This is a genomic window from Pseudorhizobium tarimense (assembly GCF_022968135.1).
GTDB classification, from domain to species: Bacteria; Pseudomonadota; Alphaproteobacteria; order Rhizobiales; family Rhizobiaceae; genus Neorhizobium; species Neorhizobium tarimense.
The window spans coordinates 12,716-30,853 of record NZ_JALJRA010000007.1; the positions used below are offsets into that span (position 1 = coordinate 12,716).

15 protein-coding genes and 4 pseudogenes are annotated in these 18,138 nt (G+C 58.4%); 7 read left to right on the forward strand and 12 right to left on the reverse strand.

Annotated features, from left to right (window positions below; genetic code table 11):
- Window positions 1-139 precede the first annotated feature (139 nt).
- The 3 genes from MUU54_RS09540 to MUU54_RS09550 all read left to right on the forward strand — a co-directional run bounded on the left by MUU54_RS09540 (window position 140) and on the right by MUU54_RS09550 (window position 4,620).
- Entirely contained in the window at window positions 140-1,294 is a 1,155-nt protein-coding gene (locus tag MUU54_RS09540; protein WP_247243804.1) for a hypothetical protein, read from the forward strand.
- Between the two features lie 655 nt (window positions 1,295-1,949).
- Window positions 1,950-3,905, forward strand: coding sequence for a DotA/TraY family protein (locus MUU54_RS09545; protein WP_247243805.1), 1,956 nt, complete (start codon window positions 1,950-1,952; stop codon window positions 3,903-3,905).
- Window positions 3,906-4,071: 166 nt separating this feature from the next.
- The gene (locus MUU54_RS09550) at window positions 4,072-4,620 is read left to right on the forward strand and encodes a hypothetical protein (protein ID WP_247243806.1); all 549 of its coding nucleotides are present in this window, start codon (window positions 4,072-4,074) and stop codon (window positions 4,618-4,620) included.
- A gap of 84 nt (window positions 4,621-4,704) precedes the next feature.
- On the opposite strand, the gene MUU54_RS09555 is transcribed toward MUU54_RS09550, so the two are convergent.
- The 4 genes from MUU54_RS09555 to MUU54_RS09570 all read right to left on the reverse strand — a co-directional run bounded on the left by MUU54_RS09555 (window position 4,705) and on the right by MUU54_RS09570 (window position 6,510).
- On the reverse strand, window positions 4,705-4,956 hold the full coding sequence (locus MUU54_RS09555) for a hypothetical protein (protein ID WP_247243807.1): 252 nt from the start codon (window positions 4,954-4,956) through the stop codon (window positions 4,705-4,707).
- A 160-nt stretch (window positions 4,957-5,116) separates the two neighbouring features.
- Window positions 5,117-5,449, reverse strand: a complete 333-nt coding sequence (locus tag MUU54_RS09560) for a hypothetical protein (protein ID WP_247243808.1) — start codon at window positions 5,447-5,449, stop codon at window positions 5,117-5,119.
- A 571-nt stretch (window positions 5,450-6,020) separates the two neighbouring features.
- Window positions 6,021-6,254, reverse strand: a complete 234-nt coding sequence (locus tag MUU54_RS09565) for a hypothetical protein (RefSeq protein WP_247243809.1) — start codon at window positions 6,252-6,254, stop codon at window positions 6,021-6,023.
- 16 nt (window positions 6,255-6,270) lie between these two features.
- Window positions 6,271-6,510 (reverse strand): hypothetical protein, encoded by a 240-nt coding sequence (locus tag MUU54_RS09570; protein ID WP_247243810.1) that lies wholly within the window; start codon window positions 6,508-6,510, stop codon window positions 6,271-6,273.
- 828 nt (window positions 6,511-7,338) lie between these two features.
- Between MUU54_RS09570 and MUU54_RS09575 the strand changes: the two genes are divergently transcribed.
- Complete coding sequence (locus MUU54_RS09575; protein WP_247243811.1) at window positions 7,339-10,710, forward strand: type ISP restriction/modification enzyme; 3,372 nt, start codon at window positions 7,339-7,341, stop codon at window positions 10,708-10,710.
- A gap of 275 nt (window positions 10,711-10,985) precedes the next feature.
- Here MUU54_RS09575 and MUU54_RS09580 read toward each other — a convergent pair whose 3' ends face one another.
- From MUU54_RS09580 to MUU54_RS09590, 3 genes are all read right to left on the reverse strand, one after another.
- Window positions 10,986-12,398: a hypothetical protein gene (locus MUU54_RS09580; protein WP_247243812.1), complete on the reverse strand. Its 1,413-nt coding sequence runs from the start codon at window positions 12,396-12,398 to the stop codon at window positions 10,986-10,988.
- 306 nt (window positions 12,399-12,704) lie between these two features.
- Window positions 12,705-12,938, reverse strand: a complete 234-nt coding sequence (locus tag MUU54_RS09585; RefSeq protein WP_247243813.1) for a hypothetical protein — start codon at window positions 12,936-12,938, stop codon at window positions 12,705-12,707.
- 134 nt (window positions 12,939-13,072) lie between these two features.
- Window positions 13,073-13,753 (reverse strand): TetR/AcrR family transcriptional regulator, encoded by a 681-nt coding sequence (locus MUU54_RS09590; RefSeq protein WP_247243814.1) that lies wholly within the window; start codon window positions 13,751-13,753, stop codon window positions 13,073-13,075.
- Between the two features lie 33 nt (window positions 13,754-13,786).
- On the opposite strand from MUU54_RS09590, the gene MUU54_RS09595 reads away from it, so the two are divergent.
- The 3 genes and pseudogenes from MUU54_RS09595 to MUU54_RS24565 form a co-directional block, all read left to right on the forward strand.
- Window positions 13,787-14,980, forward strand: coding sequence for an MFS transporter (locus MUU54_RS09595; protein ID WP_247243815.1), 1,194 nt, complete (start codon window positions 13,787-13,789; stop codon window positions 14,978-14,980).
- 48 nt (window positions 14,981-15,028) lie between these two features.
- Window positions 15,029-15,445, forward strand: a complete 417-nt coding sequence (locus tag MUU54_RS09600; RefSeq protein WP_247243816.1) for a cupin domain-containing protein — start codon at window positions 15,029-15,031, stop codon at window positions 15,443-15,445.
- 355 nt (window positions 15,446-15,800) lie between these two features.
- Window positions 15,801-16,013 (forward strand): annotated as a pseudogene (locus MUU54_RS24565) (transposase); the annotation flags it as partial.
- Between the two features lie 10 nt (window positions 16,014-16,023).
- Here MUU54_RS24565 and MUU54_RS24965 read toward each other — a convergent pair.
- From MUU54_RS24965 to MUU54_RS09625, 5 genes and pseudogenes are all read right to left on the reverse strand, one after another.
- Window positions 16,024-16,371 carry a hypothetical protein gene (locus tag MUU54_RS24965; RefSeq protein ID WP_376742081.1) on the reverse strand — a complete coding sequence of 116 codons (348 nt, stop codon included), beginning with the start codon at window positions 16,369-16,371 and terminating at the stop codon, window positions 16,024-16,026.
- A 24-nt stretch (window positions 16,372-16,395) separates the two neighbouring features.
- Window positions 16,396-16,592 (reverse strand): annotated as a pseudogene (locus MUU54_RS09615) (IS256 family transposase); the annotation flags it as partial.
- 54 nt (window positions 16,593-16,646) lie between these two features.
- Window positions 16,647-16,824, reverse strand: a pseudogene (locus tag MUU54_RS24970) (IS481 family transposase); the annotation flags it as partial.
- Between the two features lie 24 nt (window positions 16,825-16,848).
- Window positions 16,849-17,013 (reverse strand): annotated as a pseudogene (locus tag MUU54_RS24975) (IS5/IS1182 family transposase); the annotation flags it as partial.
- 80 nt (window positions 17,014-17,093) lie between these two features.
- Complete coding sequence (locus MUU54_RS09625; protein ID WP_247243817.1) at window positions 17,094-18,101, reverse strand: dipeptidase; 1,008 nt, start codon at window positions 18,099-18,101, stop codon at window positions 17,094-17,096.
- Window positions 18,102-18,138: the final 37 nt, after the last annotated feature.

The window sequence follows — 18,138 nt, forward strand, 5'->3', positions numbered from 1 at the left end:
GTAGCTTTATTTCGAGTGCTTTTTCGAACGCCGATGCTTAGAACGCAGTGATAAGCTGTATTCGGTCTATACAATTTACTTTCACTTTGTTTTCTGACCGCCGGCAGGCACACTTTGGCTATTCGCCCGAGTGCTTTCCTTGGCATATCAGTTTGCGCGTATCGAGCTCTACAGCCGTTCCGGTAAGGCGGGACGGACTACCGATTACATCTTCGATGAGGTCTCACGGGTGCCCTCGGCTTCGGTGCATGTCCCATCGCCGCGGGCACCGGAGGTCGTCTTTGGTCTCGGTGCGGAAGAGGTGCGGGCGCTCCACGACGAACGGGCGGCAGCCGCAAAGACGCCGCGTACAGACAGAAATGGCAAGACTTCGCTGAAGGCGATCCGCAAGGACCAGAATACCTTAGCCGGCCTGATCTTCTCTCACCCCGTCACGATGGACGAATACCACGCCAGCGCGGATGTCCGCCGTGACGTCGCCGACTGGGAGCAGCGGTCGATTGCCTGGCTTCGAGAGAAGTATGGCGACCGTTTGGAGTCTGTCCTTCGTCACACTGACGAAAGCCACCCCCACCTCCACGCCTATCTCCTGCCCGATGACCCCGAAATGCGGGCAGGTCTCCTCCATCCTGGCTATCCGGCGAAGAACGCTGTCCTCGCCGCCGGCCCGCTCCCCGGAGAAGATAAGAAAGCCATGGGGAAGCGGGCTGACCGCGCATATGTCGCGGGCATGCGGGACTGGCTGGACGACTACCACGACAAGGTTGCAATCCCTGCAGGGCTGACCCGCCTCGGAGCGGGGAAGCGACGTCTGACGAGGGCGCAATGGCACGCTGAGAAGGCCCAGGCGGCCTCGCTGAAAAGGGCTGTGCAACGGGCCGCCGTGGTGGAGGCGAGGGGGCGCGCTTACATCGACCGAACAAGACAGACGGCGGCGGCGATCAAAGCGGATGCGGAGACGGCGAAGGTCTCCGCCGAACGCCTCAAGGGTGTCGGAGGAGCCGTTCGTTCTCTCGTCGATGGAGTCCGTCAGTCGTCATTGCGTGACAGCATTCGGCAGGAATTCGCGGCCGATATTGCCACGGTAGCGGCCGCTGCGGAACAGGCGAGGGCGAAGGCTAAAGAAGCTGACATCTCCCGCCGGGAGGCCGAAAGGCAAGCAGCTTCCGCCCGACACTTCGCGCGCCAGCAGGCGCAGACACTCGCGGCGGCGCACCACCGCATACGCCGGCTCTCTGAGGCACTCGCGGCCGCGACCGAAGAACAACCGACGCCGGGAGTGCCAGCACCATGACGAACACAGCCGAAGCAGTTTTCTGGCAGAACGCCCACGACGTACTCCGCAGGATGGGGATGCGGCACCTTCACCCGGCTCACGGTGCGGCGGTAGACATCGTTCGCTGGTGCATGGTTGTTCGTGGGCGTCCAACCCACCATCGGGAAAGGTTTCTGGAGCGCGAAAGCCCGGCGCTCCTGGCGTACCTTGAACGACTTGCGTCCAACGCAGACGCCGTCGGGTGGCGGACACTGGAACAGCGTGTCCAGCTTCACGCGCAAATCCTCAATGAGACAGGGATGCAGCCATGCGAGAGTCCTCGTCTCGCCGCCATCTGGCATTCTCTTCCGACGTTGGCGGCACTTGGACAGAAAATCCTCGATCGAGTGGCCGAGAACAAGGAGCTTCTGAAGCAGCTAGGTTTGCCCACGCCCGACGATGTCGCTGGTTCGGGTGACGATACGGGGAAAGCTGGCAAGGCAGGATCGGCGGCGTCTGCCCGACCCGGTCCGCCGCTCTTGTTGTTGCCACGGATCAGCGTGGTGCCAACCCAGACTGAGGATAGGGCACTGGACCTGGATGAGTCCCCTTCCGATGAGCCTGAGACGGGAGATGAACCTGATCCTGACGGTCCTGACGGCACAGAAGGCCCTAAAGGCCCAGGAGGCCCGAAATGATCGACCTTCTCGCCGAACCCTCGTCCTCGAACTTGGCCTGGAAAATCGTCACCACGGTGTTGCCCACAGATGCGAGTTCACCATGGGGTCAAACGCTGAGGGTTTTCACGTCTTCGCTCTTTGCCCTTTGCACCGTCATCCTCGCCTATGGCATCGTTTCAGGCGTCGTACAGAGCGCCTACACCGGCAAGACCCTCGGCGATCGCTGGCACCAGATATGGACGCCGCTGCGGATCATCATCGGATTGGGCCTCCTGCTTCCGACGCCAGCGACGGGGTTTTCGCCCGCACATTACCTGCTCCGCGATGTCGTCGCACGGGGTGGGATCAACATGGCCGACGCGGCATGGGGGGTGTTCGTCAAAACGGTTGCGGCCGGAGAAACCACGATACTGCCGGCGTCGTCGTCAGGCTCAACCGTCGCTCTTTCTATACTCCGTCACGAGATATGTGCCGCCGTCTATAACCGTGCCGGTTCGACATGGGGGTGGGAGGTGCCTGTGCCCCGTGGTGAGGGTTCGATCTCCTCCGGTGGGTTCTCAGGCCACTCCAACAGGGTTGTCTGGAGCTACGGACCAACGTGCGGACACTACTCCTATTCTCTACCGGATGGGCAGAGGGAATTCGGAAGTTCACGCCGGGAGGCGGTCGCCGACATCGTCTCAGCATTCCGAGACGAGGCGCAACGCTATGCGAAGCTGGCTGCAGAAACAGCTGGTCTTTCCTCTGCCGATGCCGTGAGCCGTGCAGTTTCGGGGAAGGTGCTTTCCGCTACGATCCTACAAGCCATACGTGAGAAGGGAGCAGCGTTTGACGGCAAGATCACAAGTGCCGCAGAGACGGCTGCGTCGCATGTAGAGAAGGCGTCGCGGGCGGCGCTCATCGAAAATGCAAGACTCGAAGGATTCCTCTCCGCCGGCACATACTTTCGCTCCTTGAGCCAGATCAGCGAGCTGACAACGACACTGGCGAATGAAAATCTGGAGGATTCTCCACCCCGGGCCGATGGTGATTTCGGACAGGCGCTGGAGCGTGCTTTCGCAATACTCGATCTGCAGGTTTCGGGGGAGGCTGATCGGGCCCGGCTTTCGGCTAATGATTTTGCGACCACCGGGGACCAGAGTGCCGACTTCCTGACCAGGATGCTGGCTCCCATCGCCCGTGGGCTGGCGGAATGGAGTGCAGTGCGCTCGGAGAGGTCCGGTGACGCAATGTCGAATCTGATCTCCTCTGGACATGCGATGATCTCACTGGGTTGGACAGCGATAGGAGCAGGAGCAGCGTTGGCGGCCGTATCCACCAACTGGTTCGCCGACACTGTGGGAGCCAGTGGAGCGGCTGAATGGCTCTTGGACTGGTCACGATGGGTGGTCGGGGGACTGATGGTCATCGGCACGGTACGAGCGTATCTGATACCCGCCTTGCCTTTTATCTTCATCATCATGTCGGGTGCTGCGCTCGTCGCCGCCTTACTCGAAGCTATGATCGCGCTGCCTCTGTGGGCGATGAGGTGGATGCGGTTGGACGGTGCCGAAGAACTTGCCGGCGAAAGCGTCAGGATGGGGCTGTTGCTGATTGTCAACATCGGTCTCCGTCCGGTGCTGGCGATCCTGGCGTTTTGCGGCTCCTACCCGGTCTTCGACGCGGTGCTGCGTGCACTGGACGCGATGTGGGCCACGGCATTCTTGGCCCAAACCGGCGGTGCGGTTGTCGGACTGGTCGGGTTCCTGACTATGTCAATGATGCAACTGTACCTGACTTGGTACCTCGCTCTGAAGCTCTACGGTCAGAGCTGGGCGCTCCCTGATCGCGTTCTTTCATGGCTTGGGCTTCCGGGGACAGCGGGTGAGTCCGGTCTGGCGGCAGGGGCCGTCGGCGGAATGCTTTCGCTTGCGGGACGCGGCGGATTGCCGAAAATGAATATAGCGGGGCTAGCCAAGGGAGGAAAGTGACGATGAAGAAGACCCTATTGTTCACCGCGTGCGGTTTCACAGCTGGTGGCATGTGTGGCCTGTCTGGGATGCCACATCTGGGTGCGACCATCTGGACATTGACTGTTTTCGGAGCCGTGCAGGCATCAGCGATTCTGATCATGAGTGCCAATTGGAGGTGGCGACCGTGACGCCATCGGATTCTCGGCCTCGGGTCAAGATGCTGGCTACCGGGGCGCTCTTGGGTCTTCTGGCCGCAGCCGCTCCGGCAGTAGCGAAACCCTCGTGGGAGGAGTTCATTTCAGGTCGAGAGGCGGCGCAGCGTCAGGCCGCGGCAGCCCAGAGCGCGAAGTGTGCGTCGAATCCCTGGATGATTGAACTACGGTTCCGCACCGGGGAGGTGCGGCCGCAAGTGTTAGTTAGCTACGTGTTCGGCAGAGTCGAAGACAAGGAAGGCTCAACCTGGGCACAGAACATTCCGGTTTATAATCGGGAAGACTACGAGGCGTGGGACGGGCGTTATCCTCACCACTACAAGACGATGAAACAGAGGGTTTACCCGAATGCCAGCCACCGCCTTATTGATTTCCCTGAGTGGATCACTGGAAGGCATACCGACAGGGGCTACGACCTTGTTGGCGTACCGCGCAAGGGCATCTTCGGATTCACGGTGGCGTTGGACTACGGCACCTATGTTTACCGCTGTCGAAGGCTGCTCAAGCTCTCGCCGGAGTAACGAGACGTCTACTCCGGCGGCTTCCTCAGCAGCAGGCCCTACTCGAACTTATGATTGGCTCTCTGCATCGGACCCAGCCTGCGATCAGCCTCCGTCGAGTCGCCAGCGAATTGATTCCCTGATGAAGTCGATATGTCTTCCAGGAATGCCGGGAACATGCCCGCCCGCAACTTGCCTCCACAGTTCCAACGTGGCGGGATACCGATGCCGCTCGCAAGCTTCGCTGATGAATGTGTTGGCACCTCCGGACAGCTTTCCGAGCGCCGCTCCCAACTCCTCCAATGCGTTCATAATATCGTAGACGGCTCTACTTTCTTTTGGGGTGAGATTAGTCATAGTCGCTCCAAAATTGGTTGATTTGAGTATGCGGAGGATATCCAAGGCTCCTTGGCCAGGGCTTCTCACTCCGGTGTTCGTTGATACGACGTTTGAAGTCTATCCGCGTACCTCGCGGATGGTGTTGGCCACACCCAACCAGTCGGGTGTGACATCGGTATCAGCGCCTCATGATGGCGAGCGCGACGGCTGTCGCGTTGTCGCCGTAGGTATGGTCGAGACGCCGCCATGTTCGCTCGTCTGAAATCTCGTCGGCCTGCCGTGAAAAGTCAGCGGCGTGAAGCATCGCCTGAAGCACCGGGAGTTCGCCAGTCGAGAGGACACCCGCAATCTCCTTCGCCTTCTTGACCATGTGTCCTACGTTTCGGTCGTTTGCTGCCTGGAAACGGGAGCTGTAGTCGTCCCAGCTGTGGCAGCTGCCGACGTCGAAACCGAGCCTGCGAGCCATATCTCGAATAGGGGTCAGGCTCTTCCATGTGTTGAAGTAGTCCATTGTAGATTCCTGTGTTCGATTGAGGTGTCTCCACCACCCGTGGCCTTCGGTGTGGAGGCGGTGCCAATTTCTAAGGTAGAGAAAACAGTGATCGACGAGCCGCATTTTCAGCTGCTTGTCGTGCATCGGCGGCGGTTCGGGCAACGCCTCTAGCGATGAGATCGCAGGCCTCGACAACATCCCATACAAATTTGCCGCCGCTAGTCTCCGTCCAAACCAGATCAAGAACATGGTTGCCTGCGGCGAGACCCGCTGCCTCGCCGAAGACGTCTGGGTCCGGTCTCCAGGGAATGAAGCGTATCGTCACTCTTCTGTCTCCTCTACTGGTGCAGAGAAGCTGGGAGTACTTCTGTTGGCCCTATTGACGGCTGGTCCGCCCCGCCGGGCTGAATTTTTGCAGTACATTATGAGTCTCACTTTAATTTAACATAGCTTCGCCGTCCGCCGGAAAGTGTAAGGTCCGGCGTTGCTAGACTGAGGTTCTCCAGATTAGGAGAATGGCTGTATAATGATAGGAAAGACCGAAATTGGCAAATTATTAAGGTCCAGAAATTCAAATCATTTCAATATCTTAATTCAAGACGTCATCGGTGTCTGAGGTCTTGATTTGCGCAATAGATGCTTGCAGACGCGAGTTCTTGAATTCCTCGGAAAATAAGAAACGGGAGAGACGTGCCGCGAACATGATCGCCCCTGCCGAAGCGCCAATCATCGCAGCGACGTGTGGTGCCTTGATCGAGGCGGTGTAGAGCAACGAGAAGATTGTCATGGCCGCCGGAATAGACAGGATGCGAAGTGCCAACATTATTGCCTCTCCTGACTTATGCGGTGTCACGAAAGCGATGGAATGCCTCAATGCCATCACGTTGAATCTTGTGGCGCATCTCGTCGGCAGCGCCGGGGATGCGGGAACGACGGATGAGGTGCCTTTCTGACGTCTTGGCATCTAGCCTGTAGAGCGAGGCGAGGTAGCATAGGTAGCCACCCGAGGCATCCCTCTGGTTAACCTCCTCGACCTGAACAGCGAAGGCAAGACCCGGAATAGTTGTTGTCTTGATCATGGCGGTGTCCTTTTGCTCCGCATTTTCTGATAAACTGTATCATTCGATGTATTTCGAGCCCAGGATTGGACGCGGTATGGTTGTGTCGTCCCGGGCCGTCAGTGAATCGGACCCATAAAGTTTTAGGTGTTGAAATAACGGGTGTTCCCAGTTCGATCCGGCCGGAGGCGCGATCGGACCCGCACGGCAGTGCGCCTTGATGTTCCCCGTACCGATAGCCCAATGAAGGGCGTCGTTTGGAGTGCCGGTCATCCGAAGGAACGCAACGGAGTGGAGGACGGTCCTACCGTTGACGGAGTGAGAACGATGGCAGGCTTGGCGGCTAGGTTTGGGATTGGGATATGGAGGTACTCCGACCCCTCCAACCGTATATTAGTACTGTGTGAGGCCGTATACGCGCCCCTACAGTACCGCTTCCACGCCCAGATGGCTCGTGAGCCATCCTCATGCTGGAACCGCACCCCACAACTGAGATGAGCATATCGGAGCGGCAAGCATAGCGACCCCGCTGGCGGGGATGACGCGGGAATTCGCGCATGCCGAGACCGGAGGCTGGGGTAGCCGTAGGAGGTTCAGCATAGCGCTGCCGGCACGGCAGGAACCGGGACCGACTGCTCCCGGCGAGGCATTTCCTACGAGGGAGAAGCCCTGCTGCAGCGAGAGACAAATCGAGCCGTTTTGGTTCCAGTTTGATCGTCCGACTGCGGCAACGTCGGCTCCGCGGATTGGGTTGGCGTGCATAATCATGTGTCCATCGAGTAAAGGCCATTTGAAGAGCTCGGAGCGACCTGTTACCGCTTGAGTAAAAGCTAGCGAATCGGACATGGGATGGACCTCTCTAATCTCGAAACATTTGCCGAATCCCTGAAGACTAAGTTTTCGCTTCCAGGCTTGGCTTCGCCCGAAGATCAATTGAAACCCGTTGTCGCTGATCTACTGAGGCTCGCCGGTGCTTCATACGGACTAGCAGTCGACACGCGCACGGAAGCACACCTATCGGAGCATAAGGTCCGTCCAGACATCGCTGTTTACGTCGGCGGGCTGATCTGCGGCTATATTGAGCTGAAGGCCCCGGGTCTCGGAGCCGATGCAACAAGGCTCAAAGGTGAGCACAACAAGAACCAATGGGAGAAACTCAAGGGTCTGCCAAACCTGATTTACACAGACGGGCGGGAGTGGGCTCTTTACCGCGCAGGCGAGCTCCCTGACGGCCAGCCCCTAGTTCGACTTCAGGCCGATCCGATCGGAGCAGGTAAAGCGGCCGTCAGCAAGGTCGATGCCGAAGAGCTGGAACGGCTATTCCGTGACTTTCTGAGTTGGCAGCCGAGTGTCCCCCATACCCCCTCAGCTCTCGCAAAGTATCTCGCTCCCCTCAGCCGTTTTTTGAGATTAGAAGTAGAAAGTGCGCTTGAACAAACCGGCTCCGCAGTCGAGCTTCTGGCCAATGAATGGCGACAGTTCTTCTTTCCTGCCGCCGACAATGCGAAGTTCGCGGATGCCTACGCCCAAACAGTAACCTATGCCATGCTCCTGGCGCGCTTGTCTGGAGCGACAAGGCTGGACCCGTCCGAGGCCGCCAAGACGCTCGACAAGAACAACGGCCTTCTCGCCCGCACACTGGAACTTCTCGGGCAGCCGGAGGCTCGCAAAGAGTTGTCGGTTGGCTTCGAGCTGCTGCAACGCTCTCTCGAAGCGCTCGACCCGTTTGACTTCATGAAGTCGAAGCCTGATTTGTGGCTTTATTTCTACGAGGACTTCCTTGCAGCCTATGATCCCAAGCTAAGGAAAGACTACGGTGTCTATTATACCCCGCGTGAAGTCGTGGAGTTACAAGTGCGGCTTGCTGGAGAGCTTCTAACGAGTCGGTTTGGCAAGAAGCTTGGCTTTGCCGACGATGGCGTAGTCTTCCTTGATCCAGCGGTTGGTACTGGGACTTATCCTGTCGCGGCGGTGAAGCATGGGCTGGAAAAGGTCCGGGCACGATCTGGTGCGGGGGCGGTGCCTGCTCGGGCGCGGCAGATGGCCGATAATATGCACGGGTTTGAGGTATTGGTGGGCCCTTATGCGGTTGCGCATCTGCGGCTGACCCAGGCGCTAGAAGGCGCGATCAACGACGCTAAGGAGACAGGCCAGCCAGAGGAGAAGCTGGGTAAGCGTTTGAACATCTATCTAGCCGACACTCTGGAAAGCCCGAACAAAGCTCCACCGGGAGGACTTGATCTAACACATAAGGCGCTGACGCAGGAACATGAGGCCGCGCGCAGAGTGAAGCAGGGGGGGGACATACTTGTGTGCCTCGGCAACCCGCCCTACGACCGCCAGACCATTGAGGATGGCGATACGACCACGCACCGGAAAGGCGGCTGGGTGCGGTTCGGAGATCAAGTAAAGGGCGCGGCAAATCAAGAAGAACAGGGTGAACGTGCGATCTTTAAGGATTTCACAGAGCCGGCAACGAAAAGCGGGGCCGGCGTCCACCTCAAGAACCTCTACAACGATTATGTCTACTTCTGGCGTTGGGCGCTGTGGCGGCTGTTCGAGCAGCAGGATTGTGGCGGAATTGTCACTTTCATTACGGCATCCAGCTACGTGGCGGGACCGGGGTTCCTGGGGGTGCGCGAAGTGATGCGGCGGACCTTCGATGAATTGTGGATCATTGACCTCGGAGGTGACAATCTCGGCACGCGTAAGACCCCAAACGTATTCAATATCCAGACTCCGGTCGCGATTGCCGTTGGTGTAAGAGCTGCGAAACCCTCGCCAGACAAGCCGGCGAAGGTACGCTATGCAAAAATCAGTGGTGATACGCGGCAAGCCAAGCTGAATCACTTGGAGGCGGTCTCCGGTTTCGGCGAGATCGTTTGGCGCGACTGCCCTGATGAGTGGCACAAACCTTTCTTGCCGATCGGGCAAGGGGATTTCACATCATGGCCAGAGATCACGGCTCTATTTCCGTTGTCGCTCAATGGCGTTCAATACAAACGGCACTGGCCTATCGGTGAGACAGTCGATGTCCTAAGAGCTAGATGGGATCGATTAGCCAATTCGAAGCAGGCCGATCGCAAGAGTTTGTTCCGAGAAACTGCAGGCTGGAAAGTCACCAAGGTCGTGAGGGACGAATTGCCCGGCAAAGGCCAGCCGTCCATCTTCGGGGTGGACGAGACCTCTGAAATGCCTACTGCTGTGCCATTTAACTATCGGTCTTTCGATAGGCATCTTGCACTATACGACTTTCGCTTGGGCGATCGCCTGCGTCCTCCACTCTGGCGAATGCATGGAGAAAATCAGGTCTATTTTACCACGCTGCTGTCGACCGCACTCGGTTTCGGGCAAGGGCTGGTTGCCTGTTCCGCTATCCCCGATCTTCACCATTTTCGAGGCTCCTTCGGCGGGAAAGACGTGATCCCTCTTTATCGAGATCACTCTGGAACTGAAGCGAACGTAACCGTGGGCCTGTTGGATGTGGTAGGCAAAGCCTATAACGCTACGCCCACTGCAGAGGACTTGGCCGCCTATGTTTACGCGATCCTCGGTGGACAGTCCTATACCCGCCGCTTCTGGAACGAGCTAGAAACCTCAGGCCCCCGCGTGCCCATCACCAAGGATTCAATCATCTTTGGAAAAGCAGTGGAGCTCGGCCGCAGGCTCATCTGGCTGCATACGTACGCGGAGCGGTTCCGGGACGCAGAACGGGGAGACGAGGTCCCGCAGGGCAAGGCGACTACAATCAAAGGCGTTTCGAGTGATACGGCCAATTATCCAGAGCAATTCGGCTACGATGCTGTCGCGCGCGAAATCCATGTGGGCGATGGTCGTTTCGGTCCCGTCCTACCCGAAGTATGGGAATTCGAGGTCTCCGGGCTGAAAGTCGTGCAGTCATGGCTCGGCTATCGGATGAAGAAGCGCGCGGGCAAAAAATCTTCACCGCTGGATGACATCCGCCCCGAACGTTGGACTGCGCGCATGAGCGACGAGCTTCTGGAGCTCTTGTGGGTTCTGGAAGCGACCTTGGCGATGGAGCCAGAGTTAGAGAAGGCCCTTGACGACGTCGCGGCCGGTCCCTGTTTCACAGAAGCCGAGCTGCCTACGCCCAAGCCCGAGGAGCGCAAGGCTCCCGGCACTGTGAGCGCTGTTGGCGGCCTGCTTGAGCTGATGGGGATCGAGCAGGAAGATGATGGAGACGACGACGGAGATGACTAACTAGCAACTGGCGGGCGGGACTATGGCCTGCCAAAGCTTTGCCGCGCCTAAGTATTCAGCCCCGCTCCCTCGTCAGCTCAAGCAGGCCGCCAAAGGCGAGATGACGGAGGTCCATGCGCTCCCATTTATCGGCAAAGTACAGCAGCACGTCTCTATGGTTTCGGTACGTACCGAAAATTGAAGAAGGCAGGTCCCGCTGCGGAGGGCCACCAAGTAATTTCCCTACTATATAAGAAAAACGGGACACGGTTTCGTAAGAGTTTGAAAAGACCGAACTATGCGGCTTTGTTTGTCGTTTCGGCCTCGCCAGTCTCTCCGTCGGAAACTGGAAGATAGCCAGCGAGAACCTGCTCGTTCGGGGCCCGCCATTCTCCCGCCTTCTCAAGTTCGAGCATACGCGGCAGGTCTTTTTGGATGTCGTCGTAGTACTCGCCGCTGGTTTCCAGCCAGTCCCGGATATAGGCCAGCCGCGCGAAGCTCATTGGTGCGGTGACCGCCGTCTTGTCCATGAACTCAAGAACGAAGTCCGCCATCTGAAACGCGTCAAAGGCTGGGTCGAATCCCCTGACATAGCTTTTCAGGTCGGTAAGGACCTTCCCCAGACGCCGGGCTGCCGCTCGAACCTCAGGATCGACGATTTTGCGCGAAAGGTCGAAGAGGTTTCTGCCCATATCGTCGCCGGAATACGAGTGATATGCGCGCACGATCCAAGGCAACAAGGGTGTCGGGTCTAGTAGCAGGCGCTCAAACCGGAAGATGGCGTCCAGGCGTTCGAGGGGAAAAAAGTGGCCAGTCACGCTCATGTCGATGATGGACATGACGTCAACGAGGACGGGGTCGGCCCAGAAGTACCGTTGTCCCGATCCGACGTCGGGCGAAGGGAGGCGTATGGCGATGTAACGACGACGACGCTTCTCCTCGTCGATCCAGGTGATGGCGTTCGATAGCCCTAAGAAGCGGCGTCCTCGCAGGACGGCACAAACATCGTCGGAGGAGACGATGCAATAGCCCAATCCTGCACCACTAACCTCACGAAGCAAAACCTTGAGTCTCTTCACTCGTGAGCTCTGCGTGGTGGGAGGCACCGGCCGTCGTTCGTCACCATCCCAGAGGGCACTGCTCAGGCGTCCGAGCTGGATGATCCCCGCGGCGTTTCGGTCGAAGGTTTCGTCCAGAATGGCCACCAGCCGCTGGGCGGACTTCGACAACTTTGAAATTTTCGTCTGACGCCGAGGCGCGATCCCCTGACGCAAGAGGTGTCTCGCGACGGTACTTTTCGATTGTCCGGTGAGACGGGAGGTATTTCGGACCGAGGCCCTGCCATAGATTTCTCCGGATATCTCATATGCCCCCGGGGTCATCAGGAAGTATGCTGCTCGCTCTTCGCGGCGGCGCTGCGGCCGGTAGCGAGGCCTGTTGTACCTTTTCATTACCCAACGGACGACGGCTTCGATCAGGATTCGGTCATCTTCGCCGTCACTGCCGTGGGTCTCGCGCCAATCTCTCATGATGCCGTGACAGGCCAGACGGAGCTTCTCCTCATCCTTGCCGTTCTCGTTCACGAACGCATAAGCCGCCTTCCGCAAGGCATCAAACTTTTCTGGATTATCGCTCACGCCGATCACCTTGATTACATCCGCACTAAAATGGTGCGGCCGGAACTTCCTGAGATCAAGGGAGAAGTGCACTATGAGGCGCTCGCAAAATCAGGGATGGACCGGACCCATGCCCTGTGGCGGAGCCGGTCGAGGGCGGCTTGACGCTCCAATGTTGACAATGTACCCAGTCATGTACCCACCCGGGTGACGAGGCACAAAGAAATCAAATGTTTGTCGGCGGTTTGGCGGGCGGTCCCATCCTCTCCGCCATTCTCCTTCGGTCCGTTCTGGACACATGGGTTACGTTTTATTCCTGATACATAGGTAACACTTTTGGCCCGAACGGGTTGGGCAGGGTTCCAGTCTGCATGTCTCATCATCAAAACACCCTAAATCTTAGTCCATGAAGCTTACCAGCCAGATGTGATCGTCGGTCTGCTTGATGCCGACGGTCTGGCCGGCGAAGACCCGGCTCAGATTGGTGACGGTGACGGCCTTGTCGTGGAAGGGGTAATCGAACTCGGGCAGGCCGTCACAAGGGCGTGGCGAGTGCCGGTATCGCTCGACCGGGCAGGCCATGGCGAGGGCCTGGTGCGGCGCAATAGTGGTAGCTTCCGCCCTTCCAGACATTCGCACTCGCTGCGAAAACGGCTGCCTTGAGCCTGATCTGGTCACTGCCGTAGAGCGTCGGCAACAATGCAGGAGGAGCGAACAGGTCCGAGCTAATCGCCGGTCCTATCCGCAAGCAGTAAACCTATGTTCGCTCAACCGACACCGATGCAGGGGCTGGTGAGATAGGCGAGGATCAGCCTGCGACACTGTATGACCGCCTTTTCGTCGGGGATGCTGGCGGGATGATCCTGGATGGCGCGGTGGCTGACGGTCTCAAGTACCGTCTCAATCAGCGCCGCGGCGTCCGCGGGCTCCAGGTCGGGTGCCAGTTCGTGCCGATGCCGTGCCAGGACCGTCTCGATGAGTCCAGCGATCCTGGCGCTGATCTGCTGGGCCTTCTCCGCGCGGCCGACGCGCGGGGCCAACTCGTTCAGCGCCCTGTGCAGTTCCGGCCTATGCGGGTGAGTGACGAGCGCGGCCCGGATCATCGAGTCCACAGCGGCCGCGAGCGTATCGTGCGATTGCCACGCCGCGTCGAAGGCTGCGACCAGCTTCTCACTGTGGTGATCAACGACGGCGGCCGCGAGCGCGCGCTTGTTCGGAAAGTACTGGTAGAGCGAGCCGACGCTCACGCCTGCGCGCTCGGCGACACGCGCAGTGGTCAGAGCCTCGAATCCCTCCTCTGTCAAAAGCTGAGCCGTGGCGACGATGATCGCCTCCACCGTGGCGCGTGCGCGCGCCTGCCGGGGAAATTTGCGCGGATTTACATCGACTTGCGGGTTCATGCCGAATGCTGGTCCGAATGCGAATACAAAAAATGAAAGATTCGTCACATATTCAAATCCTCAATTCAAGAGGGGCTCGCCATGAACCGCACGAAAGTCGTCATCGCCATCAGCATCGCCCTATCCGTCCTGGCGACGACGCTGATCCTGCCCATCCTCGCGCCCCTCATCCGGGAACTGCACCTTTCCGTCAGCCAGGGCGGGCTGATGCTGTCCATCGGGTCGATCGTGATGGTGATCGCGGCGCCGTTCTGGGGCGCCGTCAGCGATCGGTTCGGGCGCAAGGCCGTGATTGTGGCGGGCTTTCTTGGCATTCTGACTGGATACACCCTTTACACGCTCGTCGTGGTCGTCGGGCTTTCAGGCGGGGTCGCGGTGACGGCCGTCTTCGTCGCCCTGACGGCCACGCGGGCCTTTGTCGGCGCCTTCCTGTCCGCGGTTCCAGCCGGCGCCCAGGCACTCATGGCCGACATCACGGACGCACGGGACCGCTCGGGCGGCATGGCGGTCATCGGTGCGGCCACCGGCCTGGGCTTGATCGTCGGACCGGCCGTCAGTGGGTTTCTGGTGACGGGTGGTATCACCCGGCCTCTATTTGCCGCGATCGTTCTTTGCGCCCTTGGTGCGGTCGTTTCGCTGTTCTTCCTAGAGGCGACTCCTGTCCGTAAGCCGTCCCGTATCCAAAAGACGAGCCTGTTTTCCGCCTCGCTGCGCCCCTGGCTTGTTGCCGGCATCCTGCTTTGGGTGGCGATCGCGACGGTACAGATCAGCGCAGGCTTCTACTTCCAGGACCGGCTTGGCCTACGCTCGAACGAAGCCTCCCGCATGCTTTCGTTGGCGTTGACCCTTGTCGGCACAGCGATGTTCACCGTGCAGTTCCTGCAACTCAGGGTGCTTCGGTTCGCACCGCGTGTTCTCGTGATCGCTGGCGCGGGCTTGTGGATCGCCGGATTGCTTCTCCTGCTGTCGACGGCGGATGCCGCCTCCTACTACGCGGCCTACGCGCTGATGGGTCTTGCCTCGGGCTTTCTCCTTCCGGGCGTGATGGCCGGAGCGTCGCTGGCCGTCGACCATGACAGCCAGGGTGTGGCGGCAGGACTCGTGGCCTCGTCCCAGGGCATCGGCTTCATCATCGGGCCCGCCGTCAGCACGGCCCTCTACGAATGGGATAAGGCGCTGCCATTCTGGCTCCTCGCCGGATTGATGGCCCTGCTCGCCGTGAAATTCGCGATCATCCCGCTCGGTGTTCCCCGACTCGGCGACGCCGAAAGCTAACCGGTCTCCGCATCATTCCGCTTTTGAGAAACAGCGAGAGAAAAAGCCATGACATATCTTGCCGCCGATCCATTCGAACTGTCGAACAATCGCATCCACATGGAAGAGGGACCACGTATGCGGCCCCTCGCCGTAACCGCCGACTTCTGGGAGAGGCTGGCCGATGACCCGCAACTGACGGGCGGCAGGCTGCTCAGTTTCTACAGCGCGAACGAGCCGGGCGACGTGCACCCCGATGTCTGGGAGATGCATCCGGAGGGGGACGAACTGCTCATCGTGTGCTCCGGCGCGCTGGACCTCGAACTGGAGAGGTCGGACAGCACGTGCACGGTTGGCCTGTCGCCACAAACCGCTTTCATCGTGCCGGCCGGCATCTGGCATCGACTATTGTTGAACGAGCCCTCGGTTCTGATCGCGATCACCAATCCTAGCGGGACGAAGCACAAGAGGGCCGATGGCAGGTAGGACCGTGCTCGGGCGCAACCGAACCGTTCCAGGCATCATCTTCGAAGACCGCAATACGTCGGATGCGTCCGTACCAATAGCCAGTTTGAACGTCGCGAATGCTCCGCATAACCGATATCCCAAAGGGGTCGAGGAATGACCGCTTCTCAGCAGTTGAGCCATCTGCTCGTAATTCTATTCAGGAGGGGCATAGAGGGCTATAGCGTAAACGTAGTTCTCCGTTTCGTCGTTCTCGGCCCGCCATTGGATGTTTTGTCCGACCCGGACACATAGGTAACGGTTTGTACCTAAGACATGGTGTAGTGCACCCCGTTTTTGAGACAGAAATGGTAACAGTTCTCCATTAGGAGGACTGATGAAGACTGACGATCCAAGGCGACGGTTCAGTCGCCAAGTTAAGCTGGCGGCGGTTCAGCGAATGGCTGCCGGCGCCAATATCAGCAAGCTTTCGCGCGAGTTGGGGATTTCGCGCAAAGGACTTTATCAGTGGCGAAAGCAGTTCCGCTCGGGCGGAGCGACTTCGTTGCAAGATACTGGGCGTCCGCGTTGGGGTATGACAAAAAGCCCCGAGCAAAAATTCAATGACACGTCTCAGTCGGCGTCAATCGAGGAACTGGCGCAGGCGCTGACGCGGATTGCGGAACTGGAGCGGCTTGTCGGACAACAAGCGGTCGATCTCGATTTTTTCTCAGCAAAAGCTTGTCGCGTTTATTCTGCCTCATATCCTGCGGCTTTGAAGAAGTTCTCGCATTCGGTGACAGAAAAGAGGGCGATGATGTCGCCGAGGGCATGCGCAATGTCATCGAAGCTTCGCGCGGCGCGCTTTCGCAGAAGCGCCTTGAGTTCTGAGAAAGCCATTCAATGGGGTTCAGGTCCGGCGAATAGGGTGGCAGAAACAGAAGCCATGCCCCCTTCGCCCTGACCAATTGCTCGGCACGCTCGCTCTTATGGAAGCCATTGCGGCTGTTACCACTGGAACCTTCACTTGAGAGATGATGATCCATCTCCGCGTTCAGCGCCCGCTCGGCAGCGCCTTCTTCAACTGGTCGATCAGCCCGCCGCCATCAAACGCCGTCTTCGCGTCAGCCCCGCCGAGCATTTGATCCAATATTGCGTCCGGAATAACCGGTTCTTTCCGTCGTGCCATGAGTGATCTCCTTCAAACCCATTATGCACGCCCGTACACGGAATTCCTGACAGTCCCGTCGCCGGTCTTGAACTCGCCCTTGAAAGCGGCGCACCAGAGGTCGTTGTGCAGCGCCTGCGATAGTATCGCGCCATGGCCTTGTTCGCCGCTTGCGGGCGCGGCTCACAAACCCGTGCCGGTCGAGTACGGCATGCACCGTCGACTTTGCCGGAATACGCACTCCCGCAAAGCGGAAAGTGCTACTCCATGTGTCCGGTACAAAGGCATTCACCACCTCGCGCAGGTTGCTATTCGCGGCCGTCCGAGCGGCTTTGGTCTGTAGCTGCGGCGCGATCAGCGCCCGTTCAACGTCGCTCTGATCACTTGCGTAACGAGTGGCAACGCGGGCATAGTCACGTCGGGTGATATCGGTCCAGGGCATCGTGTCCTGCATCGAATCTCTGCAAAATTCGACGGAATCACAACCTACTGGTATCACTCCACTCTTTTTAGGTCAGGTACTTACACCCAGTTCTCACTGAAAACGCGGATGAGATTGCCACCGAGGATTTTGCGAATATCCTCTTCCTTGTAACCACGCCTTACAAAAGCATCGGCCAGATTGAACGTGGTTGAAGGCGTCTCAAGACCGTCGACATGCTTCAGTGGCGGCTTCGGCCAAGTCGAGGGATCCCAAGTCCCCGTATCAATTTGGTAGTTATACATTGTCCACTGATCTTCGATCGACGCGTGAGGTGCGTGCCCCCAATAATGGTCGATACCGAGCGAAATGTGATCAGTGCCAACTTCTTCCGCAATGAAATCAGCATGACGCACGAGATCATCTATCGATTTTTCAGGCTCGGAAGTAATGAAGTACTCGCACCCTACCAGTCCCACGACGCCACGCTTAGCAGCTACAGCGCGAATTTGCTCGCGATTTACTGCCCGCAGGGACGGGTGGATTTCGTTGACGTTGTTGTGCGAGAAAATGGGCGGCTTCTGAGTGCTTTCCATGGCCTCCATGGTGGTGCGGATGGAAGTGTGAGACATATCGACCACGATACCATGGTCGTTGAGAGCAGCGATCATTTTACGGCCGAAATCCGTCAGACCGCCATCTTCTGGCACGGTGCAGCCATCACCCACAAAATTTCTGCGATTGTAGGTTAGCTGAACGACACGAAGTCCAAGCGCATGCAAAATCGCCAGACGATTGAGGTCCAGCCCAATCGGCACCGAGTTTTGGAAATGCATAACTAGACCGAGCTTGCCTTCCTTTTTCGCGGTGTCGAAATCTTCCACACGGCGGATGACCATAAGGTCTTTGCGGCGATGAATTACCTCATACCACTTCGTGAAGATTCGAAGCGTCTCGTCGAAATCGTGATCGATTGCCACAGTTGGGCCGACAGCCGTAATCCCACCTCGAACATAAAGATCAAGGTATTGATCAATCTTGTCCCTCGTAGGGTCCAGAATTGGCGCAACAAGATCTATGACAACCGAGTTTCTGTAGATTTCATTCATTTTGGGCTCGTTGAGTTATCGCCAAGGGAACGACTAG